Annotated in this window: 17 protein-coding genes; 4 read left to right on the forward strand and 13 right to left on the reverse strand. The window is 51.0% G+C overall.

The features are described from left to right. Positions 1-600: a DUF2238 domain-containing protein gene (locus E2H98_RS09035; RefSeq protein ID WP_133591260.1), complete on the forward strand. Its 600-nt coding sequence runs from the start codon at positions 1-3 to the stop codon at positions 598-600. A gap of 4 nt (positions 601-604) precedes the next feature. Here E2H98_RS09035 and E2H98_RS09040 read toward each other — a convergent pair whose 3' ends face one another. Together E2H98_RS09040 and E2H98_RS09045 are read right to left on the reverse strand one after the other, a co-directional pair. Continuing rightward, a complete protein-coding gene (locus E2H98_RS09040) occupies positions 605-1,675 on the reverse strand; it encodes a GGDEF domain-containing protein (protein ID WP_157591314.1) in 1,071 nt (356 codons plus the stop codon). Between the two features lie 196 nt (positions 1,676-1,871). After that, positions 1,872-2,849 carry a sensor domain-containing diguanylate cyclase gene (locus E2H98_RS09045; RefSeq protein ID WP_133591256.1) on the reverse strand — a complete coding sequence of 326 codons (978 nt, stop codon included), beginning with the start codon at positions 2,847-2,849 and terminating at the stop codon, positions 1,872-1,874. Positions 2,850-3,401: 552 nt separating this feature from the next. Between E2H98_RS09045 and E2H98_RS09050 the strand changes: the two genes are divergently transcribed. From E2H98_RS09050 to fghA, 3 genes are all read left to right on the forward strand, one after another. Beyond that, positions 3,402-4,361, forward strand: coding sequence for an MBL fold metallo-hydrolase (locus E2H98_RS09050; protein WP_133591254.1), 960 nt, complete (start codon positions 3,402-3,404; stop codon positions 4,359-4,361). A gap of 77 nt (positions 4,362-4,438) precedes the next feature. Further along, the gene (locus tag E2H98_RS09055) at positions 4,439-5,560 is read left to right on the forward strand and encodes an S-(hydroxymethyl)glutathione dehydrogenase/class III alcohol dehydrogenase (RefSeq protein WP_133591252.1); all 1,122 of its coding nucleotides are present in this window, start codon (positions 4,439-4,441) and stop codon (positions 5,558-5,560) included. 28 nt (positions 5,561-5,588) lie between these two features. Further along, complete coding sequence (gene fghA, locus E2H98_RS09060) at positions 5,589-6,449, forward strand: S-formylglutathione hydrolase (protein ID WP_133591250.1); 861 nt, start codon at positions 5,589-5,591, stop codon at positions 6,447-6,449. Between the two features lie 55 nt (positions 6,450-6,504). On the opposite strand, the gene E2H98_RS09065 is transcribed toward fghA, so the two are convergent. The 11 genes from E2H98_RS09065 to E2H98_RS09115 form a co-directional block, all read right to left on the reverse strand. After that, the gene (locus E2H98_RS09065) at positions 6,505-6,885 is read right to left on the reverse strand and encodes a VOC family protein (protein ID WP_133591248.1); all 381 of its coding nucleotides are present in this window, start codon (positions 6,883-6,885) and stop codon (positions 6,505-6,507) included. Positions 6,886-6,987: 102 nt separating this feature from the next. Beyond that, complete coding sequence (locus E2H98_RS09070) at positions 6,988-9,450, reverse strand: sensor domain-containing protein (RefSeq protein WP_133591246.1); 2,463 nt, start codon at positions 9,448-9,450, stop codon at positions 6,988-6,990. A gap of 230 nt (positions 9,451-9,680) precedes the next feature. Next, positions 9,681-10,745 (reverse strand): alpha/beta fold hydrolase, encoded by a 1,065-nt coding sequence (locus E2H98_RS09075; protein WP_198325277.1) that lies wholly within the window; start codon positions 10,743-10,745, stop codon positions 9,681-9,683. A gap of 653 nt (positions 10,746-11,398) precedes the next feature. Further along, a complete protein-coding gene (locus E2H98_RS09080; RefSeq protein WP_133591244.1) occupies positions 11,399-11,758 on the reverse strand; it encodes a hypothetical protein in 360 nt (119 codons plus the stop codon). Positions 11,759-11,935: 177 nt separating this feature from the next. Next, positions 11,936-13,516 carry a hypothetical protein gene (locus E2H98_RS09085; protein WP_133591243.1) on the reverse strand — a complete coding sequence of 527 codons (1,581 nt, stop codon included), beginning with the start codon at positions 13,514-13,516 and terminating at the stop codon, positions 11,936-11,938. Then, positions 13,509-14,498 carry a hypothetical protein gene (locus E2H98_RS09090; protein WP_133591241.1) on the reverse strand — a complete coding sequence of 330 codons (990 nt, stop codon included), beginning with the start codon at positions 14,496-14,498 and terminating at the stop codon, positions 13,509-13,511. Before E2H98_RS09090 ends, E2H98_RS09085 begins: the two co-directional genes overlap by 8 nt. A 28-nt stretch (positions 14,499-14,526) precedes the next feature. Then, entirely contained in the window at positions 14,527-14,871 is a 345-nt protein-coding gene (locus tag E2H98_RS09095) for a hypothetical protein (protein ID WP_133591239.1), read from the reverse strand. A gap of 28 nt (positions 14,872-14,899) precedes the next feature. Next, the gene (locus E2H98_RS09100; protein ID WP_157591315.1) at positions 14,900-15,745 is read right to left on the reverse strand and encodes a transposase; all 846 of its coding nucleotides are present in this window, start codon (positions 15,743-15,745) and stop codon (positions 14,900-14,902) included. 600 nt (positions 15,746-16,345) lie between these two features. Beyond that, positions 16,346-17,926: a hypothetical protein gene (locus E2H98_RS09105; protein ID WP_133591237.1), complete on the reverse strand. Its 1,581-nt coding sequence runs from the start codon at positions 17,924-17,926 to the stop codon at positions 16,346-16,348. Continuing rightward, positions 17,919-22,766 carry a hypothetical protein gene (locus tag E2H98_RS09110; RefSeq protein WP_157591316.1) on the reverse strand — a complete coding sequence of 1,616 codons (4,848 nt, stop codon included), beginning with the start codon at positions 22,764-22,766 and terminating at the stop codon, positions 17,919-17,921. Before E2H98_RS09110 ends, E2H98_RS09105 begins: the two co-directional genes overlap by 8 nt. Positions 22,767-22,834: 68 nt before the next feature. Continuing rightward, the gene (locus E2H98_RS09115) at positions 22,835-24,550 is read right to left on the reverse strand and encodes a hypothetical protein (protein ID WP_157591317.1); all 1,716 of its coding nucleotides are present in this window, start codon (positions 24,548-24,550) and stop codon (positions 22,835-22,837) included. Between the last annotated feature and the right edge of the window lie 355 nt (positions 24,551-24,905).

Here is a 24,905-nt window from a genome sequence, read left to right on the forward strand (position 1 = left end):
ATGAAAATTATCTGGATTGCCATTTTCTTGCTGGTGCTGATCTGGTCCGGGGTCAACCCTAAGGACTACCCGACCTGGGCACTGGAGGTTTCACCAGCAGTCGCTGGCGGTCTGATTCTGGCGTTTACCTACAAGCGGTTTCCGCTGACACCGCTGCTGTACGCGTTGATTCTTCTGCACTGTGTGATACTGATGATCGGCGGTCATTACACCTATGCTGAGGTGCCGTTTTTCGATGCGCTGAAACCGGTGTTTGGCTGGGAGCGCAATAACTTCGACAAACTCGGGCATTTTCTGCAGGGCTTTGTGCCGGCGCTGATCGCCCGTGAAGTATTGTTGCGCTACGCCATCGTGGCCTCAAACGCCTGGCGCAGCTTTTTTATCGTTTGCATTTGCCTGGCCGTCAGCGCGTTTTACGAATTGATTGAATGGTGGGTGGCGCTGCTGTCCGAAGAAGCCGCCGAATCATTTCTCGGCACGCAAGGTTATGTCTGGGATACCCAAGCCGATATGGCTTTTGCATTGCTCGGCGCGATATTGGCGCTACTGCTGCTCGGCAGAATTCACGACCAACAATTGCGACAACGACAGCTGCTCTAAACCGTCAACGCGGCTTGCCGTGTCGCGACTCAATGCGCGAGGCCATCGACGGTTCGTAAAAGCGGTGATGCTGACGACCACCGCGTTTGGCGGCATACATCGCGACATCGGCTTTCTTCAGCAGCGTTTCAAAATCGCTGGCATCTAGCGGATAAACGGCAATGCCAATCGAGCAGCTGAGCTGGCAACTGGCATCGAACTCACGACCAGTTTGCTCCACTTTGGCGATCAGCTTTTCGGCAATATGGGCCGCGTCAGCATCGCCGCGTAACTCATCGAGCAGCACCAAAAACTCATCGCCGCCCTGACGCCCGACGGTGTCACTGGCACGCAGGGTTTCAGAGAGCGCATCAGCGATTTGTTTCAGCAACTTGTCACCGGTGAAATGACCGTGGGTATCGTTGACGGTCTTGAAGTTGTCGAGATCAAGAAACATCAGTGCGGCTTTGCTGTTATGCCGTTGCGAGCGAGCCACCACTTGTTGAAAGCGATCCTGAATCAATAAGCGATTGGGCAAACCGGTCAGCGCATCGTGGTGCGCCATATGCGATATTTCCGCTTGTGAATCGATCAGTTTTTGGTGCTCGCTGTTTAACGTGATCAGCACATTGCGTAAATCACTGGCGAGCCAGCCAACACTGATCGCCGTCACCAGCAGAATGATGGCCGTGTAAAAATAGGCGCTGTAACCACGCACTGCCGAAAGTCCGGCAAACCAGCCGCGGCTATGCAACCAGGCCAACAACGCAATGAAAAGTAGTGTCCACAGCGTTATCGCCCACATCAACCATTTGTTGCCGACCAGCGCGGCAAACACCAGCAGGGCAGGAAACGCCAGCATCGCTTCATCGTGGATGCCACCATTGCTCAACACCAGAAGACTCAAGGTCGCAATCAAACTGCCAATCAGTATGGCGGCGGCCTGATGCGTGGCGCCGCGTCTTGCCAGCCAATAGGCGCCCGCCACCAACGACACGGCGACTGAAAGTGTCGCAATGGTAATAGTCGAACCACTGAACAGCGCTTTGGCGAGCGTCAGCAGCAACGCCAACAAGACAATTTTTGCGATATGCACTACCCGGTTTCGCTGAAACCGTTGCAGGTCGAAACTTGAGTTACCAGGTCGCTCTGGAGCAGGCATTGTTTCTATGTTTGCTCAATCCTTAAGATCAATTCGGGCTACGGTACCGCGCATTGCCGACGCAAGCAGATTTTCCGATGCGTCGGTGCAGCATTGCATGCGTCACCGCTTGCGCGACGCTTGCCGGTCATCAAGGCGAACCTTGTTGCACAGCCCGAACGGTATTGCGGCCACTTTGCTTTGCCAGGTACAGCGCCTTGTCGGCGTGCTGCAACATATGCTCAAAGCTCTGCCATTGCTCGCTCATCGACACGACACCAATGCTGACCGAACAGCGCAGTTGATCGAACTCACCTGGCTCGCCAGGCATCGGCATTTCCGCAACCGAACGGCGCAGGCGCTCAGCCATATTGAAGGCCTCATCAAGATTCACTTGCGGCAGCACGATGCCAAATTCCTCACCACCGATACGCGCCAACGTATCCACCTGATGACGAACACTCAAACGGCAGACGGCGGCAATGGCGCGCAGCGCGGCATCACCGGCAGCATGTCCCCAGGTATCGTTGACCTCCTTGAAGTTGTCAACGTCGAGCATCAGCAATGACAAGCCGGTTTGTTGACGATGGGCACGATGAAATTCACTTTCGCCCGCCTCGATAAATTTGCGACGGTTGTAGATGCCAGTCAGTGAATCAGTGATCGCCAGCGTCAGCAGTTGCTCGTTGGCTCGCTCCAGCAATTGATTCTGATCCTGCAGCTGGCGGTTCATCAGTTCGATTTCTTGCTCACGACATTTGCGCTCGTGAATGTTGAACGTGACGCCAATCAAACGCCGGCCACCGTCGGGCTTTCCTGCATCCATGATACGCCCGTAATTACCGTACCAAATCCATGTGCCGTTCTTTGCTTTCACCCGAAATTCACTGCGATACTGCGCTGTCTTGCCGCTCAGATGATCGGCCACCGCTGTTTTCAACAAATCGACATCATCAGGGTGAACAATACGAAAGATGTCTTCAACCAACGCCGCCCCTTCCGCCTCGCTGTAACCGAGCTCGGCAAACACTTTGCTCGCTTTCTTGGTCACCACACCGGAGATCAGATCGTTTTCCCACAGATCGAGACCGGCTGCCTCCAACGCCAATTCCAGACGTTCTCTGATCACTTCGGTTTCATGATTTGAGATAGGCTTATCCACGGCGTTCACATCGCAGAGGACTGCACGATAACTGTCGTGAACATCGCGAAAAATGGGTATGGAAATGTCATGCTGGTCATCTGCGCGTGCACCTGGTTTTTCTTGACTGTAAAAGCGGCGTCGAGATGGGCGACCGAGCACCTGACGCAAACGGCGACATGCACCGATTCGGCGCGCCGCACAGAAAAGTAATAGTCATCGGATCAGCGTTTGTCCAGCAGCAGCGAAGGTGGAAAATGCCCGTGCACGTGAACGGCAGCGGAGCGCAGGTGTGGGCTCATTGAATTTGTCGTTGATATGACAAGCGTGCCATCAATGCGTTTTGCCGCTACTATCAGGGTGCATTGTGCGGAGCGTCAGCAAAGCATGTGCATCGCGGCTGCCGCCACCGCCGAACCACTGATCGATGTGGCAGATCATCAATACATCTGTTTGTACTATCTTGCCGTACAGGAATGCCGAATACCGGGGCGCCCGTGTTTTACCGCGACTGCCAACCAATCGAGACAAGGAGTGAGCATGTTCAATTCCACCCATAGCGTTAAACACATCATCATCGCGACAACGGCGTCGCTGGCGTTCACCGTTCAGGCCGCCGTGCCACAAGTAAAAACCCAGGCACCCGGTTACTACCGGATGATGCTCGGCAAATTCGAAATCACCGCGTTGTCCGACGGGACTTTCGAAATGCCCGCCGACAAACTGTTGCTGAACACCACACCTGAGCAAATCAACAAGGCGCTCGATTATCACTACCTGTCGGCACCGGTGATGACGTCAGTGAATGCGTTCTTGATTAACACTGGTGAGAAGTTGGTGCTGATCGATACCGGCGCCGGTACTCTGTTCGGCCCGACTTTGGGTAAAGTACCGGAAGCCTTGAAAGCGGCCGGTTACCAGCCGGAACAGGTCAACGAAATTTATATCACCCATATGCATGGCGATCATGTCGGCGGTTTGACGGCAAATGGCAAAGCGACCTTTCCAAACGCCATCGTGCGCGCTGAACAACAAGATGCCGAGCACTGGCTCAGCAAAGAAAAAATGGAGTCGGTACCGGAAGAACGCCGCGGCGCGTTCAAAGGCGCGCAAATGTCATTCAAGCCTTATCAAGACGCTGGCCGCTTCAAACCATTCAGCGGCAACACCGAATTGCTGCCGGGCATTCGTGCCGAAGTCACCCGCGCCCATACACCGGGCCACACCACGTACGTCGTTGAAAGCGAAGGTCAGAAGATGGTGTTCTGGGGTGACTTGATTCATGTGGCGCCGGTGCAAATGGGCAATCCGGATATCGCCATTCAGTTCGACAGCGATCCGAGAGCCGCCGTCGTCGAACGACGCAAAGCCTTCGATGCGGCGGTCAACAACGGTCACTGGGGCGCTGCCGCCCATATTTCGTTTCCGGGTATTGGCCATCTGCGTCCGGAAAACAAAGGCTACGACTGGATTCCGGCCAATTATCACAATGCAAGGTAGCGAGCTTCCGCTGCACAGAAAGTCATGTGCATGTCAGCAAAAACTGCCAAGGTGAACACTTGTCGACGGAGTGAAGGATGAGCATCAAATCGCGCGCGGCCGTGGCATTTGGCCCGAAGCAAGCATTACAAATCGTTGAAGTGGATGTGGCGCCACCGAAAGCCGGCGAAGTATTGGTGCGCATTGTCGCTACCGGCGTTTGTCACACCGACGCCTTTACCTTGTCTGGTGATGATCCGGAAGGATTGTTCCCGGCCATACTCGGCCACGAAGGCGGCGGCGTGGTCGAAGCGCTTGGTGAAGGCGTAACGTCGGTAGCGGTCGGCGACCACGTCATCCCGCTGTACACACCAGAGTGTCGACAATGCAAATTCTGTTTGTCCGGCAAAACCAATTTGTGCCAAGCGATTCGCGCCACTCAGGGCAAAGGTTTGATGCCCGACGGCAGCACGCGCTTTTGGTATCAGGGCAAACCGATTTATCACTACATGGGTACATCGACATTCTCCGAGTACACCGTCGTGCCGGAAATTGCCCTGGCAAAAATTCCGAAAGAGGCGCCGCTGGAAAAAGTGTGTTTGCTGGGCTGTGGCGTTACCACCGGCATCGGTGCGGTGCGCAATACGGCAAAGGTGCAAGCCGACTCAACGGTCGCCGTGTTCGGACTTGGAGGAATTGGTCTTGCCGTCATCATCGGCGCGAAATTGGCACAAGCCAAACGCATTATCGCTATCGATATCAATCCCGGTAAATTTGCTTTGGCAAAACAATTGGGTGCTACCGATTGCGTCAATCCAAATGATTTCGACAAACCGATTCAGGAAGTTATCGTTGAGCTGACCGATGGCGGCGTTGACTACTCATTCGAGTGCGTCGGTAATGTCAAGTTGATGCGCGCGGCGCTGGAGTGCTGCCATAAAGGCTGGGGCGAATCGACGATTATCGGTGTCGCCGGCGCCGGTCAGGAAATTTCGACACGGCCATTTCAACTGGTCACCGGTCGGGTCTGGCGCGGTAGCGCATTCGGTGGCGTTAGGGGCCGCAGCGAATTGCCCGAGTACGTGCGGAAAGCGCAGGCCGGAGAAATTCCGCTTGATGTCTTCATCACCCACAATCTGCCATTGAGTGACATCAACGACGCTTTCGAGTTGTTGCATCAGGGCAAAAGCATACGCTCTGTGATTCATATGGATAAATAGCATCAACACCACAAAGCGGAGTCGTGAAATGGAAAAAATTGCCGAACAGAAAAGTTTCGGTGGCCTGCACCAACGCTATCGACACGTCTCTGAAACCGTGCATTGCGAAATGGTCTTCGCGGTGTATTTGCCACCAGCGGCGAAAGAAGGGAATGCATGCCCAGTGCTGTACTGGCTTTCCGGGCTGACCTGCACCGATGAAAACTTTATGCAAAAAGCTGGCGCACATCGAATGGCAGCAGAGCTCGGCTTGATCATCGTCGCTCCTGATACCAGTCCGCGCGGTAAGGAGGTACCGGGCGATCCGGATGGTGCCTGGGATTTTGGTCATGGCGCCGGTTTTTATTTGAACGCCACACAAGAGCCTTGGCGAACGCATTATCAAATGCACGATTACGTAGTACAGGAACTGCCGACATTAATCGAAACGAAGCTGCCATTTTCCGGTCGGCGTGGCATCAGTGGCCATTCCATGGGTGGTCATGGCGCGCTGGTCGCTGCGTTACGTCATCCAGCGCGTTATCAATCGATTTCGGCGTTTGCCCCAATCAGCAACCCGATGCAATGCCCATGGGGAGAAAAAGCGTTCAGGCGTTACCTCGGTAACAACCGGTCCTCTTGGCGACAGTGGGATGCTTGCGAACTGATGGCGCAATCAAGCGCTAATAAGCCTGGAGATCGCGTACCCATTTTGATAGACCAAGGCGAGGCCGATAATTTTTTGCAAGAACAACTGAAACCCGAAGCATTGGAGCAAGCTGCCGCGAAGCACGGATACCCGCTGACGCTACGACGGCAACCCGGTTACGATCACAGTTATTATTTTATCGCCAGCTTTATCGACGACCATCTGCGCTATCACGCCGCGTGTTTGGGCAATGCTGATTAGCGTGGATAATGGCGGATTTCAGGCCATGCTTTCCGACGCTGAGTCGAGTTCATGATCAATCGACAACAGCCATTCCGGGTGGGTGGTAAGTAATCTCAAATCGTATGCCATCCGGGTCTTTCATAAATAGCGCTGTCGCGCCTTTCAAATGTTGAATCTCTGGCACCGGAAAGCCCGCCTCGGCCATTGCCGAACGAATCGCCTGCACCTGCTCGGGTGAATCAGCGCCAAAACCCAAGTGGTTCATGCCAGCACCATATCGCTCGTAAGGACGCGTCTCGGGTTTTGCCTGCATGAACTGGAAGAAAAAGCCCTTACCGTCGGTCCATATATGATCTTTGCTCTTGGTGAATCCCAATAACGGTAACAGGGCGTTGTAATACGACATGCTGGCTTCCAACGAAGAAACCAGCAAGGTGATGTGATCGATTTTCATTCGGAAATTTCTGCTGTGGAGGTGCGGTCGTTACCAACACTATGCAGATTAAGTTTGGCGATTGCCAGTCGGAAACTCAGTGTTGCCAAAAACCATCGATACTCAACAGCGAGACAATTTAGCGATCAATGCTGGCCACTGCGTCGCCGGCACTGGCTTGCTGAACAAGAAACCTTGCAGCATGTCGCAACCTTGAGCCACCAAGGCATCGCGCTGCGCGACCGTTTCCACGCCTTCGGCCACCACCTTCAAACCGAGCTTTTGTGCCAATGCGATCGACGCGGCCGCAATGTCGGCGTCACTTTCGTTCACACACATGTGCATGACAAAGCGGCGGTCGAGTTTCAAGCTCTGAATAGGTAGCGACTGCAAGTACGCCAATGACGAATAGCCGGTACCGAAATCATCAATGGCAAGTTCGACCCCCATTTGCCGTAGCGCATTCAGTATCGCGATGGCATTTTCCGGCCGCTCCATTGCTGCGGTTTCGGTAACTTCCAAGGTCAGACATTCTGCCGACAATTGATACCTGGCCAGGCACTCGCCAACCCATTGCAGTAAACCATCCTGACGCAATTGATGGGCAGAGATGTTGACGGCGATACGCGCAGGGGCGATGCCTGCCGTTTGCCAGGCCTGCATTTGTCGGCACGCTTCATCCAGCACCCAGGCACCGAGTTTTAAAATCGCTCCGCATTCTTCGGCCACTGGAATGAACTCGGCCGGAGAAATCATGCCACGTTCCGGATGATGCCAGCGCAACAGCGCTTCGGCGCCGCATATCGTCCCATCCTGAGCACACATAATCGGTTGATAATATAGAGTGAACTGATCGCTATCCAGCGCACGCCATAGTTCGCGCTCCAGCTCCATGCGCACCACAGCGCGCTGTCCCATTTCTGCGGCATAGTACTGCGTGTTGTTACGGCCGCTTTCCTTGGCGTGATACATCGCGGTGTCGGCCTGCCTCATCAGTTCGTCTGCGCAGGTTGCATCATCAGGATACAACGCGACCCCCATGCTTGGCGTCAGGTGCAATAAACGTCCGTCAATCAAATAGGGTTCGTTGAGTTTGGCCTCCAGTTTGCGTACTACGGCCATCGATTGATTGGCAGAGTTCAGCTCGGTTAGGGCCATGACAAACTCATCGCCACCAAGCCGGGCAATGACATCGGATTCACGCAACAATGCCCGCAGCCGCCGCGCTACCTCTGCCAATAATTGATCACCAATATGATGACCCAGCGTATCGTTGATGGTTTTGAACCGGTCGAGGTCGAGGAAAATAAGCGCCAGCTGTTGCTTATTGCGTTGTGCGCTGGCAATCACTTGTTTCAGTTGTTGTGCCAGCCCATGGCGGTTCAGTAGCTCAGTCAAGGCATCGTGATGGGCCAGCCAATCGATACGCGCTTCCGCTTCTTTGCGTTCGGAGATGTCATTGTACGAAGCGATGTAATTGACCACGTTGCCGGCGTCATCGACATTGACGCTGATTGCCGCCCATTTGACAAACACGCTGCCATCTTTGCGCCGATCCCAAAGCTCGCCCTGCCAGAACCGCTCGGAGTTCAACGCCGCCCATAGTTGCTCATATGTCGATTTTGGCGACCGCCCGGCCGACAATACTCGCGGGTTCTTGCCATGCAATTCCTCTTCGCTGTAACCGGTGAGCCGACACAGTGACGGATTGACCGCTACGATGCGATTTTGCGGGTCAGTGATCAATATGGCTTCGCCGCTGTTCTGAAAAACCGAAGCGTACAGCCTTACGGCCGACTCGGATTTCTTGCGCTCGGTAATGTCGCGCCAGGTGCAATAGATGGCATGATTGCCGCCAATTTCCAGCCGCGCCAGTGTTACTTCGGCATCGAAGTCGGTGCCGTCAGCGCGGGTATGCACCCATTCAAATCGGTGCAGGCCATTTTGCGTTGCCAGCTTCATCATCAGCTCAGCTTTTTCATAGGAGCTCATACCGTCCGGCTGGAACTCGGGTGACAGCTTCGATGGATGAGTGTTCAGCAATTGCTCACGGCTGGCGTAACCGAGCATCGACACAGCGGCGTCGTTGCAATCAACGAAGGTATTGTTTTCGATAATCCAGACCGGGTCAGGTGAAGCGGTGAACAGGCGCCGAAAACGGGTCGCTGCTTTTTCCTGCTCGCTGCGATCCTGAATCAGCTGCAGCACACCGCAGATAACGCCCCGCTCGTCCCGCAGCAAAGTGGCATCGCTGACCAGTAAACATTCACGGCGATTATGTGGCAGCAGATATTGACCGGCCTCGTGAATGCATTCCGGTAGCACCTGCCCACGTCGCTGTGCTTGCTGAAACTGCTGCAATAATGACTGGGCCGTCAACATTTGTGACGTTTCGCTGAATGCCAGCCAAGGATCCTTGCGACCAAGCATCATCGCCTGCGGCACACCGGTCAGCGTCACCAACGCTTCGTTCCAGCCGGCCACCTGTCCCTGTAAATCGAGTGCAAATGCGGGTATACGGAGCTGCGAAAGCCAGTGAAAAACGGCCGGACGAGTGGTGGCGTTATTGATCCCGAGCGGCTCCATCACTGCCTCTCCATCAACAGGAATAATGCAGTTTAGTTCAAGTCCGTACAGTCCAAATCGTTATTGTCCTGATGGGGCAGAAAGGTACGCCGCGCTGTGACGCTGGCCGGGGCAGATCCATCAGATGCGACAATGCTGACAACATCGTGTCAGCGCCTTCAGTTGGATTCGCCTGCGTGCTACCCAGCCAGCCTTTACCGCAGCACGTAGAGCCGCCACTGGTGTTTCGCCTATTCTGGCTTCGCCATGGCCAAGGGTCGTACATAACTCAGCAAACTGATCAGGGTTTTGCCTGGCTCCTCCCAAGGCACCATATGTGCCGAGCGCTCAAACCAGACCGCTTGTTTGTACGGCGCGTCAACGTTTTTCAGCCAGCTAGCCGTTGGCTCGGACGGCGTCGTGTAATCATGCCGCCCCATGAACATGACGACCGGAATCGGGAATTTCGTTATCGGCTTGAAGTCCACGTCCAGAAATTCCGGTAACACTCGCCCCAAAGTAAACACATTGCCTTTGTTGATCGCGCAAACATCGTCTGCCTGGTATTCGGGAGACAATAGCGGCGCACGATAATAATAAGTGGAGTTATCGCGAAATGCCGTCAGGCCACCGTAATGCTGTGGCCAGGTGCGTGCCACGATGATGCGTTCACGCGTGATCGGTTGCTCACCTGGGTATGGGGCAATCGCCTCAAGCGCCTTTATCGCTTCGGTATTGCCGTGGGCTTTGGCTTGGGCCAAACCGTACTCGAAACTGATGCGCTCGTTATCGCGGGTGTTGATCACCTGCCCAATGCCGACATAAGCATGGAACAGCTCCGGTCGCTTCAACGCCGCTTTGAAACCGATGATCGTTCCCCAGCTATGTCCCATCAGAATGATTTTTTCTTTGTGATAACGTTTGCGCAAAAATTCAGCGAGCTCAATGGCATCGTCAACAAAGCGCTCAATATGAATCGTATCGCTAATGCTTTCTGGTTCCGTTTCACTGAACGTTTTTCCGGCACCGCGCTGATCCCAGTTCACAACGGTAAAATATTCCTCGATTGGCCGTTGAAACTGCCAGATGCTCGGCATCGCTGGCGAAGCCGGGCCACCATGGACAAACAGAATCATTGGATTGGCTTTATCCTGACCTCTGACATTCAGCCATTGCTCAATACCACCAATGCGGGTTTTGTAAGACTCCTGCACGCCGTTGGGCGCGACAATCCTGCCGAGCTCTTCGATAATCGCCCGCGCATCCTGATAAGGCTTGGTGTCCCGACACGACGAGGCCTGGACGCTTATCGCCATGACCATACTTGTCAAAGCGAAAAAAGCACCTGCGATGTGATAGCTTATTCGTGTCATCTTGAGCCCCCTTTGTAACGAGATCCGTTTGCACCATCTTTCGCAAATCACGCAATGGTTAGCTCGAAATCTCGCGGCCGAAAAACTATTTGAAGTAATGAAAGATGAGACGCAGATTCGAGCTTTTTGGTTTTCATGTTTTTGCTTGGCGATATGAAGCGGAGCGCTCATTTGGGTCCAACTTTTCGCTGGAAGCACGCGCCGCATACCGGTTGACCACGCATCACGGGCTGTCATGAGTCGCTGAGAGCACCAGCAGCAAGGCAGACTTACCTAGCAGTTGACAAAAAAACGGCCAAGGTAACAAGACAGCACGGTGTGAGCTTGAGAATTTGCCGTTAGAAGTTATCCGTAGCTAACTCTGATTCTAGCCGGACGCGTGGGGCGCGTGGTTGCAGGTCACATCGGTACCTATTCGATTCCGACAATGGATAAACCCAATCATCGCGACCATAAATCAACTGAAAAGCATGGCAGCAAAACGACACCGCCATAAATATCTACGCATTTATTGACCGGATAAACGAAAGCATGACCCTAAGTTTAAGGTCAACTCCTAATTCCGAACTAGTCAGGAAACTCCGACAGAAGGCTTATCAAACCCTTCGCTCCTTCATTAGCTTACCGTTTGAGAATATCAGCTCAATATCTTCGTCATTCTCGCCCTCCCACTGCAAACAAACCTGTCCGCAAAGTGTGGAGAGTAGTTGTGAAAAATGCTCGAAATATTCTGGATCTACATTCGGAAGCTCGTAACTTAGCAGCAAGGCTCCTTCGTGACTCACTTCTAGCCTAGTTGGCAATTCACAGTCGTTAGTTTTTCGCCACCAATCCAGATCCTGCTCAGGTACTTCATCCTCAAACTCTACACGCTCTTTCGGATCCAAGACGCGCTGGAGCCTTTCTAGAGCTTCTGTACTCTGACACTCGACTTTGATGTAAACATGGTATTCCAAGTGTTAGCCCTTTATTTGTGGATGGGTAAAGTCTTTCTTGAAGCCCCTCAAAATACATGGAGTTCGGAGAGCTTCGCGAATGGGTTGCTCGGAATCCGCGTTTACGACTTGTAAACTGCGATTCCGTCGCCCAGGCTTGTTGTGGGATGGCTTCTTAACACATTGCAAACTATTTATTTATGGCGACAGCACTTCCTTAATAAATGCGTCAAGATCAACCAACGGGTGGTCGCCTTTATACTCCGGAAACTCGTAAAACCAAGACTTGGCGTCCGCACTCTCTATGCAGGTCTTTTTCTCATCGCCGACCATTATCATCGCCGACTCAAACCCAACACTTGAGTAAAGTTCGCTACCATGAACGATATTAACGGTATTGTCCGGCCATTCAATCTGTGCTGAGCCACAACCTATGGTGGAAAGCGGCAAATTGTGCTCTGAGTGTAATCGCCAGAATAACTTCCTTAACTTCATGCCTTGAAGCACATTCCTAACTAATGTTTTCTTATAGCGTGCCAACGAGCGGAATAGCGCCATCTTTGGCACAAGTTCACTGTAATTCTGAGCCAAGTCCTTTGGAATTAACCAGAGTAACTCCACATCAATAATTAAATCGTTTTCATCGCTAAACAAAAGTGACTGCGGTAAACGGAATTTATAGTGGTAGGCAGGGATATGTGGATTGCTATGCTCTCCAGCCTTCACATATCCAAGCAATGCCCGAAGCCTATAGTTTATATATTCGCTGATCTCGACTACCCTAATCCTCTCGGGAGCAAACTCGGAGTCGCTATTCGAATGAAGGTAAAAAAACTTTTGCAAATCCCTAATTATCCTTGGTTTTGCGTCGAGTTTAAAAAGCAAACGCGCTTCAGGAAAATCAGACCCCAAGCCTCTCGCCAGCTGATTCCCTTCTTTGCTAGCAGTCCACTGCCATATTTCATCCAACTCCTTGCAACCGGTACCTTGCTCAAGCTGTTCAAATATCTTGTCGCGAAAATCTCGCGCCAACGTGTTGTCACCGGCATAATCACGCGGGTCTTCAAAAAACCGCACTACCTGGCAGAATGCTTTTGCCGCTTGTTCTGCTGATTTTGTTTTTCTTACGTATCCATCGTTTACCATTAACGGCTTATCGGAAAATGAAAAGTATGGCATAGCCGAGACCCAGTAATCGACGAAGTCCTGTATCGGGTGATGGGGGTTGGCCGATGAATGGGTCAAAAATCCGAAGCCATCTTCGACCATTAAATCAAAAGCTTGAAGTGGCGTTAGATAAGTACGGCTATTGGCGAAGTTTTCTTCGATTTCTTTTTGATGTTTTTCGTTATCGAACTTCTCTGGCAATACGTAGCGAAAGAACTCCCGCTCCATGCCATCCATGTAGCCGAACTCGGAACCAAACCATTGCTGCGCCTCATGAATTTCGCCAACTCTCTGAGCCACAAAGCGATAAAGGATAGTTAACCGATTGTAGTTTTCAGCCTCCAGAATGCTATCCAACAGCTCTGAGTAAACCGATATATCGCAGCGAGGTAGAAGAGTGAAACGGCCCCAGTCTTCGCCGATATATGTCCAGAGCCGCTCCTCCTCGTCGGCACCTTCAAGACCAGCTACAGCCCCCGTCAGGAAAAACGCTTTTCGAGCGTTAAGCTCGGCGCGAGTCACACCCCAGCCATGGTAGTCCTTAGTCGCGAGCCACATCGCCTTTCTGCGCTTTACCCACTCCGGATTATCCAGTTGCCAGATGTTATTCATCAACAAACTCTTCCTGCATCATTTCATCTATGATTTCTTGCGGTAGGTCTTTCAAGAACTTGTCCTGAATCTGCCCTTTGATTAGCTCGACAAACGTGGCTCGACGAAGGTGCGATTCAACAAAGTTCTTTGAAACCAGTCCATTTGATGTGTCAACAATCCCGCCCAGATTCAACTTCGTGGCCGCAGGTTCAGACATTCGCCTCAGCAAGGATACGGTGCGATCATAGGTCACTTTCGAGTAACTCTTCTCCGCTTTGATTGTATAGGGCTTGTTCTTCCGTTTGAACGTCTTGCTATTCACCTTGAAGTTCTGCAGAAGCCATTTCATGTCTTTCGCATAGGTTGTTCCCTCTTGGGCAGCGGTGAACATGGTGGTGGCTCTAGCGTCCAGGAAGAATTGTTTTGCGTAAAGGCTTCTTGTTTTACAGCCATTTGCCGTCGTGTTGGAAATATTGGGTTTGTCATAAGTGTCACCTTGCAACATAACCCATGGTGTCCACTGGCATTCATGCTTGCTTTTTGTGTTGACGGTAATTTCACCCAAGCTTTTCACCTCAACCCAGGTATTGTCCGTGCCGTCACTACCATTGCCTAGTTCTATATCTACTTTACGCAAAGGCTTACCTCGTGCGAGCTTTGTTGTGACTTTTAGCACTCCATTGTCTTCTGCCTCGTAAAGATCCATCCTAACTCCTCGCTCTAACGCAACTATCGGCTGTTCTCCAGTCACTTCGTAAGAGGCATGGTGAAATGCAATCATCGCCAAATGCCACATCGCACCTTGCGCGTAGCCTTGTACATAGGTCGCGAAGTCCGACTCATTCTCACCATCTTCTTCTCCCAGCTTTTCTGGTTTGGATGCCGCATCCTTAATCACGATCAGGAAAAGTTTATCAATTTCGTTATGCAATGCGGAATGCTTCAGGCCCTCGGGTACGCCACCCGGAACAGTGTGGTGCTCGAGAGCAAGTGGGAACATTGGGGTCAGGCCTTACATTTGACATCATTCACTTCTCCGACTCCAACTGCTTTACGGCACGACTAACGGTCGCATAGCTTACGCCAAAATGGTTGCCGACCTGCTCTAAGGTGTAATGCCCACTGAGATATGCCTTGGCCATTGCCGTTTTTGATTCTGTGTATTTGTTTTGGTAGTAAGCTAATGGCTTGATAGGCGCCTGCTTTTGTTTCTTTGGAATATCTTTTAATGGCTGCTCGGGGTCGATTCGGCACTGCATGTCCTGTATAAATCGCTCATCACCAAGATAAATCTGATTGCTGAGTTGCTCCCAAGGCGATGGCTGGCTTTTGCCTTGCTGAACAAACTCGGCATACCGGCGCTGAGGGAACATTGGGGTCAGGCCTTACATTTGACATCATTCACTTCTCCGACTCCAACTGCTTTACGGCACGACTAACGGTCGCATAGCTTACGCCAAAATGGTTGCCGACCTGCTCTAAGGTGTAATGCCCACTGAGATATGCCTTGGCCATTGCCGTTTTTGATTCTGTGTATTTGTTTTGGTAGTAAGCTAATGGCTTGATAGGCGCCTGCTTTTGTTTCTTTGGAATATCTTTTAATGGCTGCTCGGGGTCGATTCGGCACTGCATGTCCTGTATAAATCGCTCATCACCAAGATAAATCTGATTGCTGAGTTGCTCCCAAGGCGATGGCTGGCTTTTGCCTTGCTGAACAAACTCGGCATACCGGCGCTGAGCGACCGCCTTGGTTTTGGCAAAGCCGGCCAGAATCCAATCTGTCGTCAGGCAGGCCGCCGTTTCAGTCAAGCCTGCCGTTGCTTGATAGCTACTCCATGGCCAATTTTTCGCCTCACGCACCATGCGCGCCCTCACGGGGTTTAGCACGATGTATCGGGACAATTCCAATAGGTAGTTTTCTTTCTGAACCAGGATAGCTTTGAAGCGTCCCTGAAAAACGTGACCCACACGCTGGTGGATTCTATTAAAGGCTTGGGTATAGGTGCCATTCAGGTATTTCATGCCTTTGGAGAGGCTGGCAGTGTTAGTTTCAATCAGCAGATGATAATGATTGCGCATCAAACAATACGCGTGACAATACCAGTCGAATCGTCGAACGGCGTTGTTTAGTAGCGAAAGAAATAGCTCTCGGTCGCTATCGTCTAAATAGATGTCTTGTTGCGCATTTCCACGTGCTGTCACGTGATATAGCGCACCGGCAAATTCAATGCGCAATGGCCTTGCCATGAACGCTTCCTAATCCTTGGAGAACTGTTCCGATAAACTTACGCCTCAAAGGTCGTTGTGTCAAATGTAAGGCCTGACCCCAACATCCATTTATTGACCGGATAAACGAAAGCATGACCCTAAGTTTAAGGTCAACTCCTAATTCCGAACTAGTCAGGAAACTCCGACAGAAGGCTTATCAAACCCTTCGCTCCTTCATTAGCTTACCGTTTGAGAATATCAGCTCAATATCTTCGTCATTCTCGCCCTCCCACTGCAAACAAACCTGTCCGCAAAGTGTGGAGAGTAGTTGTGAAAAATGCTCGAAATATTCTGGCTCTACATTCGGAAGCTCGTAACTTAGCAGCAAGGCTCCTTCGTGACTCACTTCTAGCCTAGTTGGCAATTCACAGTCGTTAGTTTTTCGCCACCAATCCAGATCCTGCTCAGGTACTTCATCCTCAAACTCTATTCGCTTTCTCGGATCCAAGACGCGCTGGAGTCTTTCAAGAGCTTCCGCGCTCTGACACTCGACTTTGATGTAAACATGGTATTCCAAGTGTAAGCCCTTAATTTGTGGACTGGAAAACTCTTTCTAAAAACACTCACATTGCAATCTACTTATGGCGAAAGCACCTCTTTTAAAAACTTATCAAGGTCAGCGAAAGGGTGGTCGCCTTTATAGTCCGGAAATTCGTAAAACCAGGACTTTGCGTCAGCACTCTCTTTGCAGGTCTGTTTCTCATCACCGACCATTATTCCTGCTGACTCGAAACCAACACTTGAATACAGCTCGCTGCCATGGGGAATATTGACTGTATTGTCTGGCCAGACGAACTGCGCCGAACCGCAACCCACCGTAGAAAGTGGAAGATTGTGCTCCGACCGCAATTGCCAGAATAGTCTTCTTAGCTTTATACCTTGAAGAACATTATGATTAAGCGTTTTCTTAATTCGAGGAAATGAATAGAAGAGTACTAACTTTGGGACAAGCTCCATGCGGTTCGAGCTGGCTTCCTTTGGAATCAGCCATAGAAAATTTATATCAACCACCAGATCTTCTTCGCTGTTAAAAAGAAGCGCTTGCGGCAGGCGGAACTTATAGTGGTAAGCTGGAATCTTTGCTTTGTTGTGATCCCCGTCTTTTACGTAACCCAAGAGCACTCGTAGTGAATAATCAACAAACTCGCTGACTTCAACTAACCTAACCTCATTGGGGTTGAAGCGATAATCGCTCAAATAAGGAGAACACGTGATTCGTTGGATTTCTTTGATAGCTTTTGGCGTTGCTCTGGGGTTGAAAAGCAGTCGCTCCTTAGGAAGACTGTGCCCCAAGCTTCTTCCTAATTGTCGCCCATCTGTGCCAGCAGTCCACTGCCATATATCATCTAGTTCTTTGCAGCCAGTGCCTTGCTCAAGCTTCATAAAGATCTTGTTTCGGAAATCCATTGCCAGTGTACTATTGCTGGCATAGTCTCTCGGATCTTCAAAAAATCTAACTGCCTGACAGAACGTTTTTGCGGCCTGTTCAGCCGACTTCGTTTCCCTCACGTAACCATCATTGACTACTAACGGTTTGTCAGAGAATGAGAAATACGGCATTGCCGAAGCCCAGTAATCCACCAAGTCCTGTATCGGGTGATGAGGATTAGCCGAAGAGTGCGTCAGAAAACCAAACCCCTCGTCCACCAATAAATCAAAGACTTGTAGTGGCGAAAGAAAGGTTCGGCCATTGACGAATTTTTCCTCAACCTCTTTTTGATGCTTCTCGTTGTCAAACCTTTCCGGCAATAGATAGCGGAAGAATTCCCGCTCCATGCCGTCCATATAGCCAAACTCGGTTCCAAACCATTGCTGAGCCTCGTAGATTCTGCCGAATCGTCTGCCTATAAAACGATAAAGGATTATTAACCGATTATAATTTTCGGCCTCAAGAATGCCATCTAGCAGCTCAGTGTAGATGGCTCTGTCGCAGCGAGGCAACAATGTGAATCGCTCCCAGTCTTCGCCAATAAATGTCCAGATCCGTTCTTCTTCGTCTGCGTCCTCAAGGCCGGCAACCGCCCCGGTTAGGAAAAATGCTTTTCGCGCATTTAGCTCGGCACGAGATATAGCAATGTCGTGGTATTCTTTGGTTGCTAACCACATCGCTTTTCTGCGTTTTACCCACTCAGGTTTGTCCAGTTGCCAGACTTTATTCATCGGTAAACTCTTCTTGCATCATTTCGTCAATAACTTCTTGCGGCAGGTTCTTCAGAAACTTATCTTTTATCTGCCCCGAGATCAGTTCAATAAACGTTGCTCGGCGAAGACGTGACTCAACATAGCTTTTTGAAACCAGTCCATTGGTGACCTCAATATTCCCACCAAGATTCAGTTTTGTACCAGCGGGCTCCGCCATTCGCCTTAACAAGGTTACCGTACGATCATAAGTTGCCTTGGAAAAACTCTTCTCCGGTTTTATTGTATATGGCTTTTCTTTCCGCTTAAACGTCTTACTGTTTACCTTGAAATTCTGAAGCAGCCACTTCATGTCGTCGGCATAAGTTTTGCCTTCCTGTGTTTGAGAGAACTTCGCGGTTGCACGTGCATCCAAAAAGAATTGCTTTCCGTAGGTACTCTTTGTTTTGCATCCTGTGTTTGCGATATTTGGCTTGGTGTAAGTGTCGCCCCTTAACATCACCCAAGGGCTCCACTGACATTCATGCTTGCCTTTTGTATTGGCAGTAATATCCCTCAGGCTCTTAACCTCAACCCAAGTATTGTCTGAGCCGTCACCTCCATTTCCCAGTTCAATATCCACTCCACGAATCGGCCTGCCGCTCGCAAGTGTTGTGGTAGCTTCAAGTTTTCCTCCTACCTCCTTACCATAGACCTCCATTAACACGCCACGCTCAATCGCAACAATGGGCTGTTTTCCCGTTACCTCGTATGAGGCATGGTGAAAAGCGATCATCGCCAAATGCCACATTGCACCTTGCGCGTAGCCCTGCACATATGTCGCATAACTTGTTCCTTCTTCATCCTCTTCCTGCTCAAGCTCTGACGGTTTGGATGCAGCATCAATGATTACCCTGCTGAATAGTTCGTCAATTTCGTTATGAAGTGCGGAGTATTTCTCTCCCTCAGGTTTTCCTGTCCGAATTTCGTGGTGCTCCAGGAGGAGTGGGGAATGCTCTGGTATAGGTATGCACCCCTGGAGCTTGAGCTTCTTGGAGATCTCACAGTCATGCATCCTGTCTTCAAGATAAACAAATATGCCGATAATCAATGCCGGATGAAGACGCGCGTTGGATTTACCCGTTAGTAGCGCCGTTACACCGTATGCCGAATCACTCGCCTTTTTTCTCAAGTTCGCAATCATCAAGCTCGGATTAAAGATCATCTTGCGTAGACCTTTACTACCTCCCTCCAACATCAGTTCGCGAATGGATTTCATGCTATGGGTAATTTCTTTCGGCCGCTCACGCGCTGCCTTGGTCGCAGCAGCACCGGAAACCAGCTTCGTTGCGCCTTTACCCGCGATACGCGCTTTACTTGGCTTTGCCGCGTAGGCTTTCGGGAAAATGCCATCCATCAGATTGGGCTGACGCATTTCAAATTCGAAGTTTGCCGCTACCACTACATCATCAACCGGCTCACCTTCGGTATCGACCGGCGGCGGTTCGCCCTCACCATCCCAACCCAATGCTGGCAGACTCAGGTAATCAACCCAGACGATGAAGTCATCTGCGCTTTCGATAGCGTTAAACATGACCAGAAGTGCTTCTCGACCTTCTTCATCAAAGGCCATTTCTCCCAAGATCATGAAGTACGGCACCAACTTTAGCAGGTCATCAAACTTCCCTTTTCTTAACTTGCCTGCATAAGTGCCAATGACACCACCAATGGCTTTGACAAACGGCTTATTGGCCAAAGGAGCGATGATTCTCCTGAGCGGTACCATGGCGGCTCGAATCGGTGGCGCCACGAAGCTCAAAATGCTCATGGCGTCGAACGTCAGCGTAACGTAGTTCACCTTGTCCCATTCGTTGTCCATCATGTAACCGACTTGTTCGAACAAGCTTTTAGCTTCATTGAATGGGATAACGAAGCCTATCGCCTCAGTGAAAATCTCCCAGGCATTTTCCGCAATCCAGTCGAATATGCCGGCATGGGCGACGGGAATAACGCTGTCCCATAGAGGAACGGCTTTGAACTGATTACGGACAATCAATTGGCCGTTTTCATCGAACTGAACGGGAGGCGCGCTACTGCCATGGGCTACAGCGCTGCCCATTAGTTCGCCGTAGAAATCCCGGTCAACTAGAGAAATGTAGTGCTGCTCAGAAGCCAGCGTCAGACCAACACGTAAAGTACGGATGGCACTGTCTTGCTGAGCCGAATTTAACGCACCGGTACTCTCGACACTAATAGCATTTCCGCCTTCACCGTCAGCGACGGTGAATGAGAGTTGTTCCTGACCATTCTCACTGAACTTCACCAGCGGAGAAGAACGCCAGTCATAAAGGCTTACGCTTGACAGCAGGCCTTCGAAACCACCCATCTCGATACCCTGGCCAAAGCCGTAGGCAAGGGGATTCGGTACGGCAACTGGCGTTGCGGCCTGGCCATTTACTTCCAGCTCCAACTGGCCATTCAGCACGCGGGCGCCGACGGTGTGCCATTCATTCAAGCTGAGTACGTGCGAGGCGATGGAAACCGGCCCCGCAGTAGTGGTTACCGTAAACTGGATTCTGTTGTCAGCGGTATATTCGACTTTCTGAGTACCCGCTGCCAGCTTGATGACGTCACCAGGTTGGTATGGTTTGATATCGAGCCTGAAACCCAATCCATCGGCTGGTTGCAGAGAAGGTTTTGCGGTGACCTCAACTTTTGCATCTGCACCGAAGAACAGACTTTGCCCCATTCCTAGAGGATGGTCACCCACCAAAGTTACTTTTTCGCCACGACCATGGTGCAAACCGGTTTCATCAGGAACAACGGTGTAATCCAGTTGATTCAAAAAATAGGACGCAAGCGGCGCTCGGTTTGGTTCGGCTAAACTGCCAATTTTTAAATCATGCTGACTACCGACATTGTCGTTGATGAGGACATTGGCTTTCGCGCGATAAGGCACGCCAATTCTCAAACCGTCATATCGAACGTACTCGACCGCACCATCAATTGTCGCGTCACCAACCAGGATAGTTTCTGAGGTGTTCGCTTTTTGGGGAATTGGTGAGCTTGGCGTGACTTCTTTATGCTTTGCTTCAACAAGTCCGACTCTTGCTGATACTCGGCCGGTTTTTTCATGCAGTCCGGTGAAGAATCGTATCGTCGCAATACCTTGCGCGTCCGTTTTGGGCAGGCCCTGCTCAAACTTGCCAAAATTGGAATCAAAGATGACGTCAACACCCGCTGCCGGTTCACCGGCTTCCGTTGTTACCTTTACAGATAGATTGTAGGTCTTCCTTGTTTCAAACGTAGGTGGCAAGGCTTCCCACGTAACTTTAAGAGGCTTAACCTGTAGCGGAATCTCTCTTGTTAACTCACCTACACGGATGGTCAGCTTCGCTTCCGGGTCAACCAGTGAATCGCCAGACAAAACAATACGTGCTTTACCGTCAATGAATTCGTCTTGCTTTGTCTCAATATTAACAGGGCCGATAACTTCGTAGGCTATCTGCGTTCCGTCTGCCACTTTGTTGTTGTATTTGTCCACAGATGTTACGTCAACCGTTACGGTGCCATGCCTTTCAATATGCATTTCACCATCAACCGTTGTTTGTAGGTCATGAGGCTCACCTGGCACAACCAAGATCTCGCCCCATTTTGCGATAATGTCCGGATTTCCTTCGAGAATCGCATTTACTGTTGTCCTGGCTCCCGCCGTTCTTGGCATAGCGACGGTTGCGGTGAATACGCCATTTTCCTGATCAACTTCTTCATTCTCGAATGCGGCTTGCGTTCCTTCTGCCACCCAGCGAAGTGTTCTCGGGGATTTGTATTTCTTATCTCGCTGACCATAGCCAACCAACCATGAAACCATGGGTACCGTTGGCTCGTCTGCGGAGACCCGAAACAAACCTCCGCCATGTGCGGGTGAACCAACGATTGTTGTGCTGAGAGCCAAGTACTCAAATGCGAACTCCCACAGCAGGTTTTCTGGGTCGTGATTGAAATACAACCGCATCGTCAGGAAATCTTCAGGTCGCAATGCAGTAAAATGATTGAGGTTACGGAATCGGAGCTGTTGATCCGAACCCACCGTGGCCGCTAACTCTTGCTCACCTATTGCAAATAGCAACTCACGCTCTTCGCCCAAGAGAGGCAGAGGCGCAATATCGTTGATCAATAAGTTGTAACTTAAGTTAACGAAGTCATCGACGTTTGATAGTCCTGGCGTTTCGGCGTGAAGCATGTCTTCGCCTTGCTCGCCATCGGCGCCGTGCAGAATTTTCTTCATTTGCAGTTCAAACAAACTGAACTGCATTTCCGGGCGGTATAACCAGCGATAGGCCGGCAGCGGGAAACGGCCGGTTACCTGGCCTTCCTGACGCGCTTGACGCCAGGCGTTGCGCGAGATGATCGTAGCTTTCTCGTCAAATACTGCGACCTTGAATGGCACGTAATGGGCCGGTCGGTATTGCAGCTTGCCTTCGCCAGCGCCGAGCGTCGCGAAGTCCGGGTTGTTGTTTTTGCTTTCGGCATGCACGTGCACGTAGTAGTGCTCGCGGGTGATGGCTTCATCCTTCACCCGAATCACTTGCCGGTTTTTGCCCGGCTTGATCGTGAAGTTGGCCAGATCGCCGCCTTCTGGCGCTAGTTCGTTCTCGGCAACGATTTTTGCTAAGCGGCCCGTGTAGCCATACTCGCCCAACTCTTCTGGCAATGGACGACCATCTTGCTCGTACCACTCGGTGAAGATTTCGATGACATTGTCGTTCGCGGTGGCGCCGCCTTCGTAACCGACTTGGTAGTGCCGTTCTTCGTTCTTAGTTAAACCATGCTCAACTGTGGTGCGGCGCTCGACCCGAACCGAAAGATTGGGCGGCAGCATTTTGATTTCGGCAATCGGAAAGCTGATGGCGCCATAGCCGCCTTGGTTGATGTTTTTCAGCGGTGTGGTCAGGCTACCGATGTAACCGGTTTGCGGTTAATCAGAATGATGCGAAGGTTTTCGCCAGGACGCAGGTGATCGGCTTTGCGCTGATACAGTTCCGGGTTCATTTTGGCTTTGGCTTGCCAATCCGTAAAGTTACCCCTCAATGGGTTGCCAGCATCCATCGCGCCGCGAATCATGACGCGGTAATAGATTTTTTTCTTTTCTTCGTCGACATCACCGTCATTGAACAGTTCTTCCGTTTTCATGCCGCGACGCTCGGTAATGAGCTGGCCATTGGATTCACGGAAGATATACAGATCCGTCTTTTTCAGATCTTCTTTGCTGATGGTTTTCAGCAGACCCTGATGGGTGAAATCGGCCTGACGGTCGCGAAGGCGGGTAAAGTCGGGTTGCTTCAGCTCCGGGTCTTCGGCTTCTGGTGAGCGTGAACCGGAAGACAGATAGATACCCTGATATTGACCATCACCGGCAGTGACAAAGTCGTCGCGCTGCTTCTCTTCGTTCCAAACCAGATTACCAAGAACGATTTTTTCCTGTTTGCCATCACCATCGAAGTCGTAGCCGACATCGGGTGTACCGTCGCCATTTTCATCATAGTTATGAATGATGGTAGCGAAATCCGGTTGTTCGTAACCGTACTCGGTTTTGTCCGTCATCTCGATCGATTGACCGTCGGGATTGGCTACCACGGCTTGACCGGTGACCATGTAAACATCGATAGAGAAAGTATTGCGTGCGACGGGAACGGCTCGAGCTGCTCGCATTGCGATTGCGTTTACTTGTGCCATCAAACCGCCCAACGTTAATCCGGGCGCTACGTCAGCCAAGCCGTCACAAAAATCCCAGCCCTGACGCATCATGTGATACGTGCCGAACTTGGCTCCACGCGGATGGAAGTTTTTGTAATACAACTTTGCGTATATATTAGTCGTGTATTCAAAAGTGAACCCGGGACAAGGCGGCATCACATAGCCAAAAGTGTATCGCCCTTCATTGTTGGTCACGTCACCGGGCTCACCGCCCAAGGCATAAAAGCCACCCTGAATGACAATACCGGGTACCGGGCCGAGCGGATCTTTTCGATTGTCGGGGTCTTTGTAATATTCCGCCTTGTAGCCAATGTTCAGCGCTGTAACCTTTACCGTTTCGCCTTCTTTATTGATCAGCATGGAGCGCAGTTCTTCGCTCTGCAGACTGGCGTCGAACAGATTGATCGGTGCTTCCATCAACAGCGGATTGTCGTCTTTGCTGAGTAAGGTTTCCTGACCACGGACGACAACGGCGGTGGTGTCGGGACGCAAGTTCGGCTTTTGCAGGACGTGCTGTTGGTCGAGGGTTTTGAATTCGGCGCTCAGATAATCATCGCGCGTCATCAAGTAAGAACCTTTGCCGATGCCGTCTTTATCGGACAGGTACTCATTCATCTGATCGACATAGGCGTTGTAACTGCCGACACTGAGCATGAACGCGCCTTCCAGGTCTCCTGCGGCTTCGCCAATCTCCTCGGCAATTTTGCCCTCTTTATCGAACACAACGAAAATCGGATTACCGGCTTCGCTCAGCACAACGGTGCGTGCCAACACCTCGCCGGTCTTTATGCCGGCGGGAAAGAAAGCGCTGCTTTGCCTCCCACAGAGCGTACCGAATATCAATAGGCCAGTAATCGCCAAAAAGTTTATTGGCAATTGCCTGAGCAGGGCGACGAGATGTTGTTTCATGATTAACTATTCACTGAAAGCTTTTCTTTAACTGAACTTCAACGCCATTTCGCGAAGCTGAAATCACTATAAGTGTTCTCACGATAGCGCTTACAGAGTCCATTTTTCTGTAGCCACTACTAACTCATTCGCAGTGGAAAGCGAGAACCGAAATCTCGCGATTCATCCTAATCTTGGTATTAAACTTGATTGGCATACTTGAAGCAAAATTTATGACTGAATCGTCAAAGCACCGACGGTATGAACATAGGAAAGCCAGCAACACAGGTGAACGCACCTCTACACTCTAAGTAAATCAATTTGACCTCTTTCATCATGGTCAACCATGAGTTGACCATGAAACGTTTAGCAACCG

Source organism: Permianibacter aggregans (assembly GCF_009756665.1).
Lineage (GTDB): Bacteria > Pseudomonadota > Gammaproteobacteria > Enterobacterales > Permianibacteraceae > Permianibacter > Permianibacter aggregans.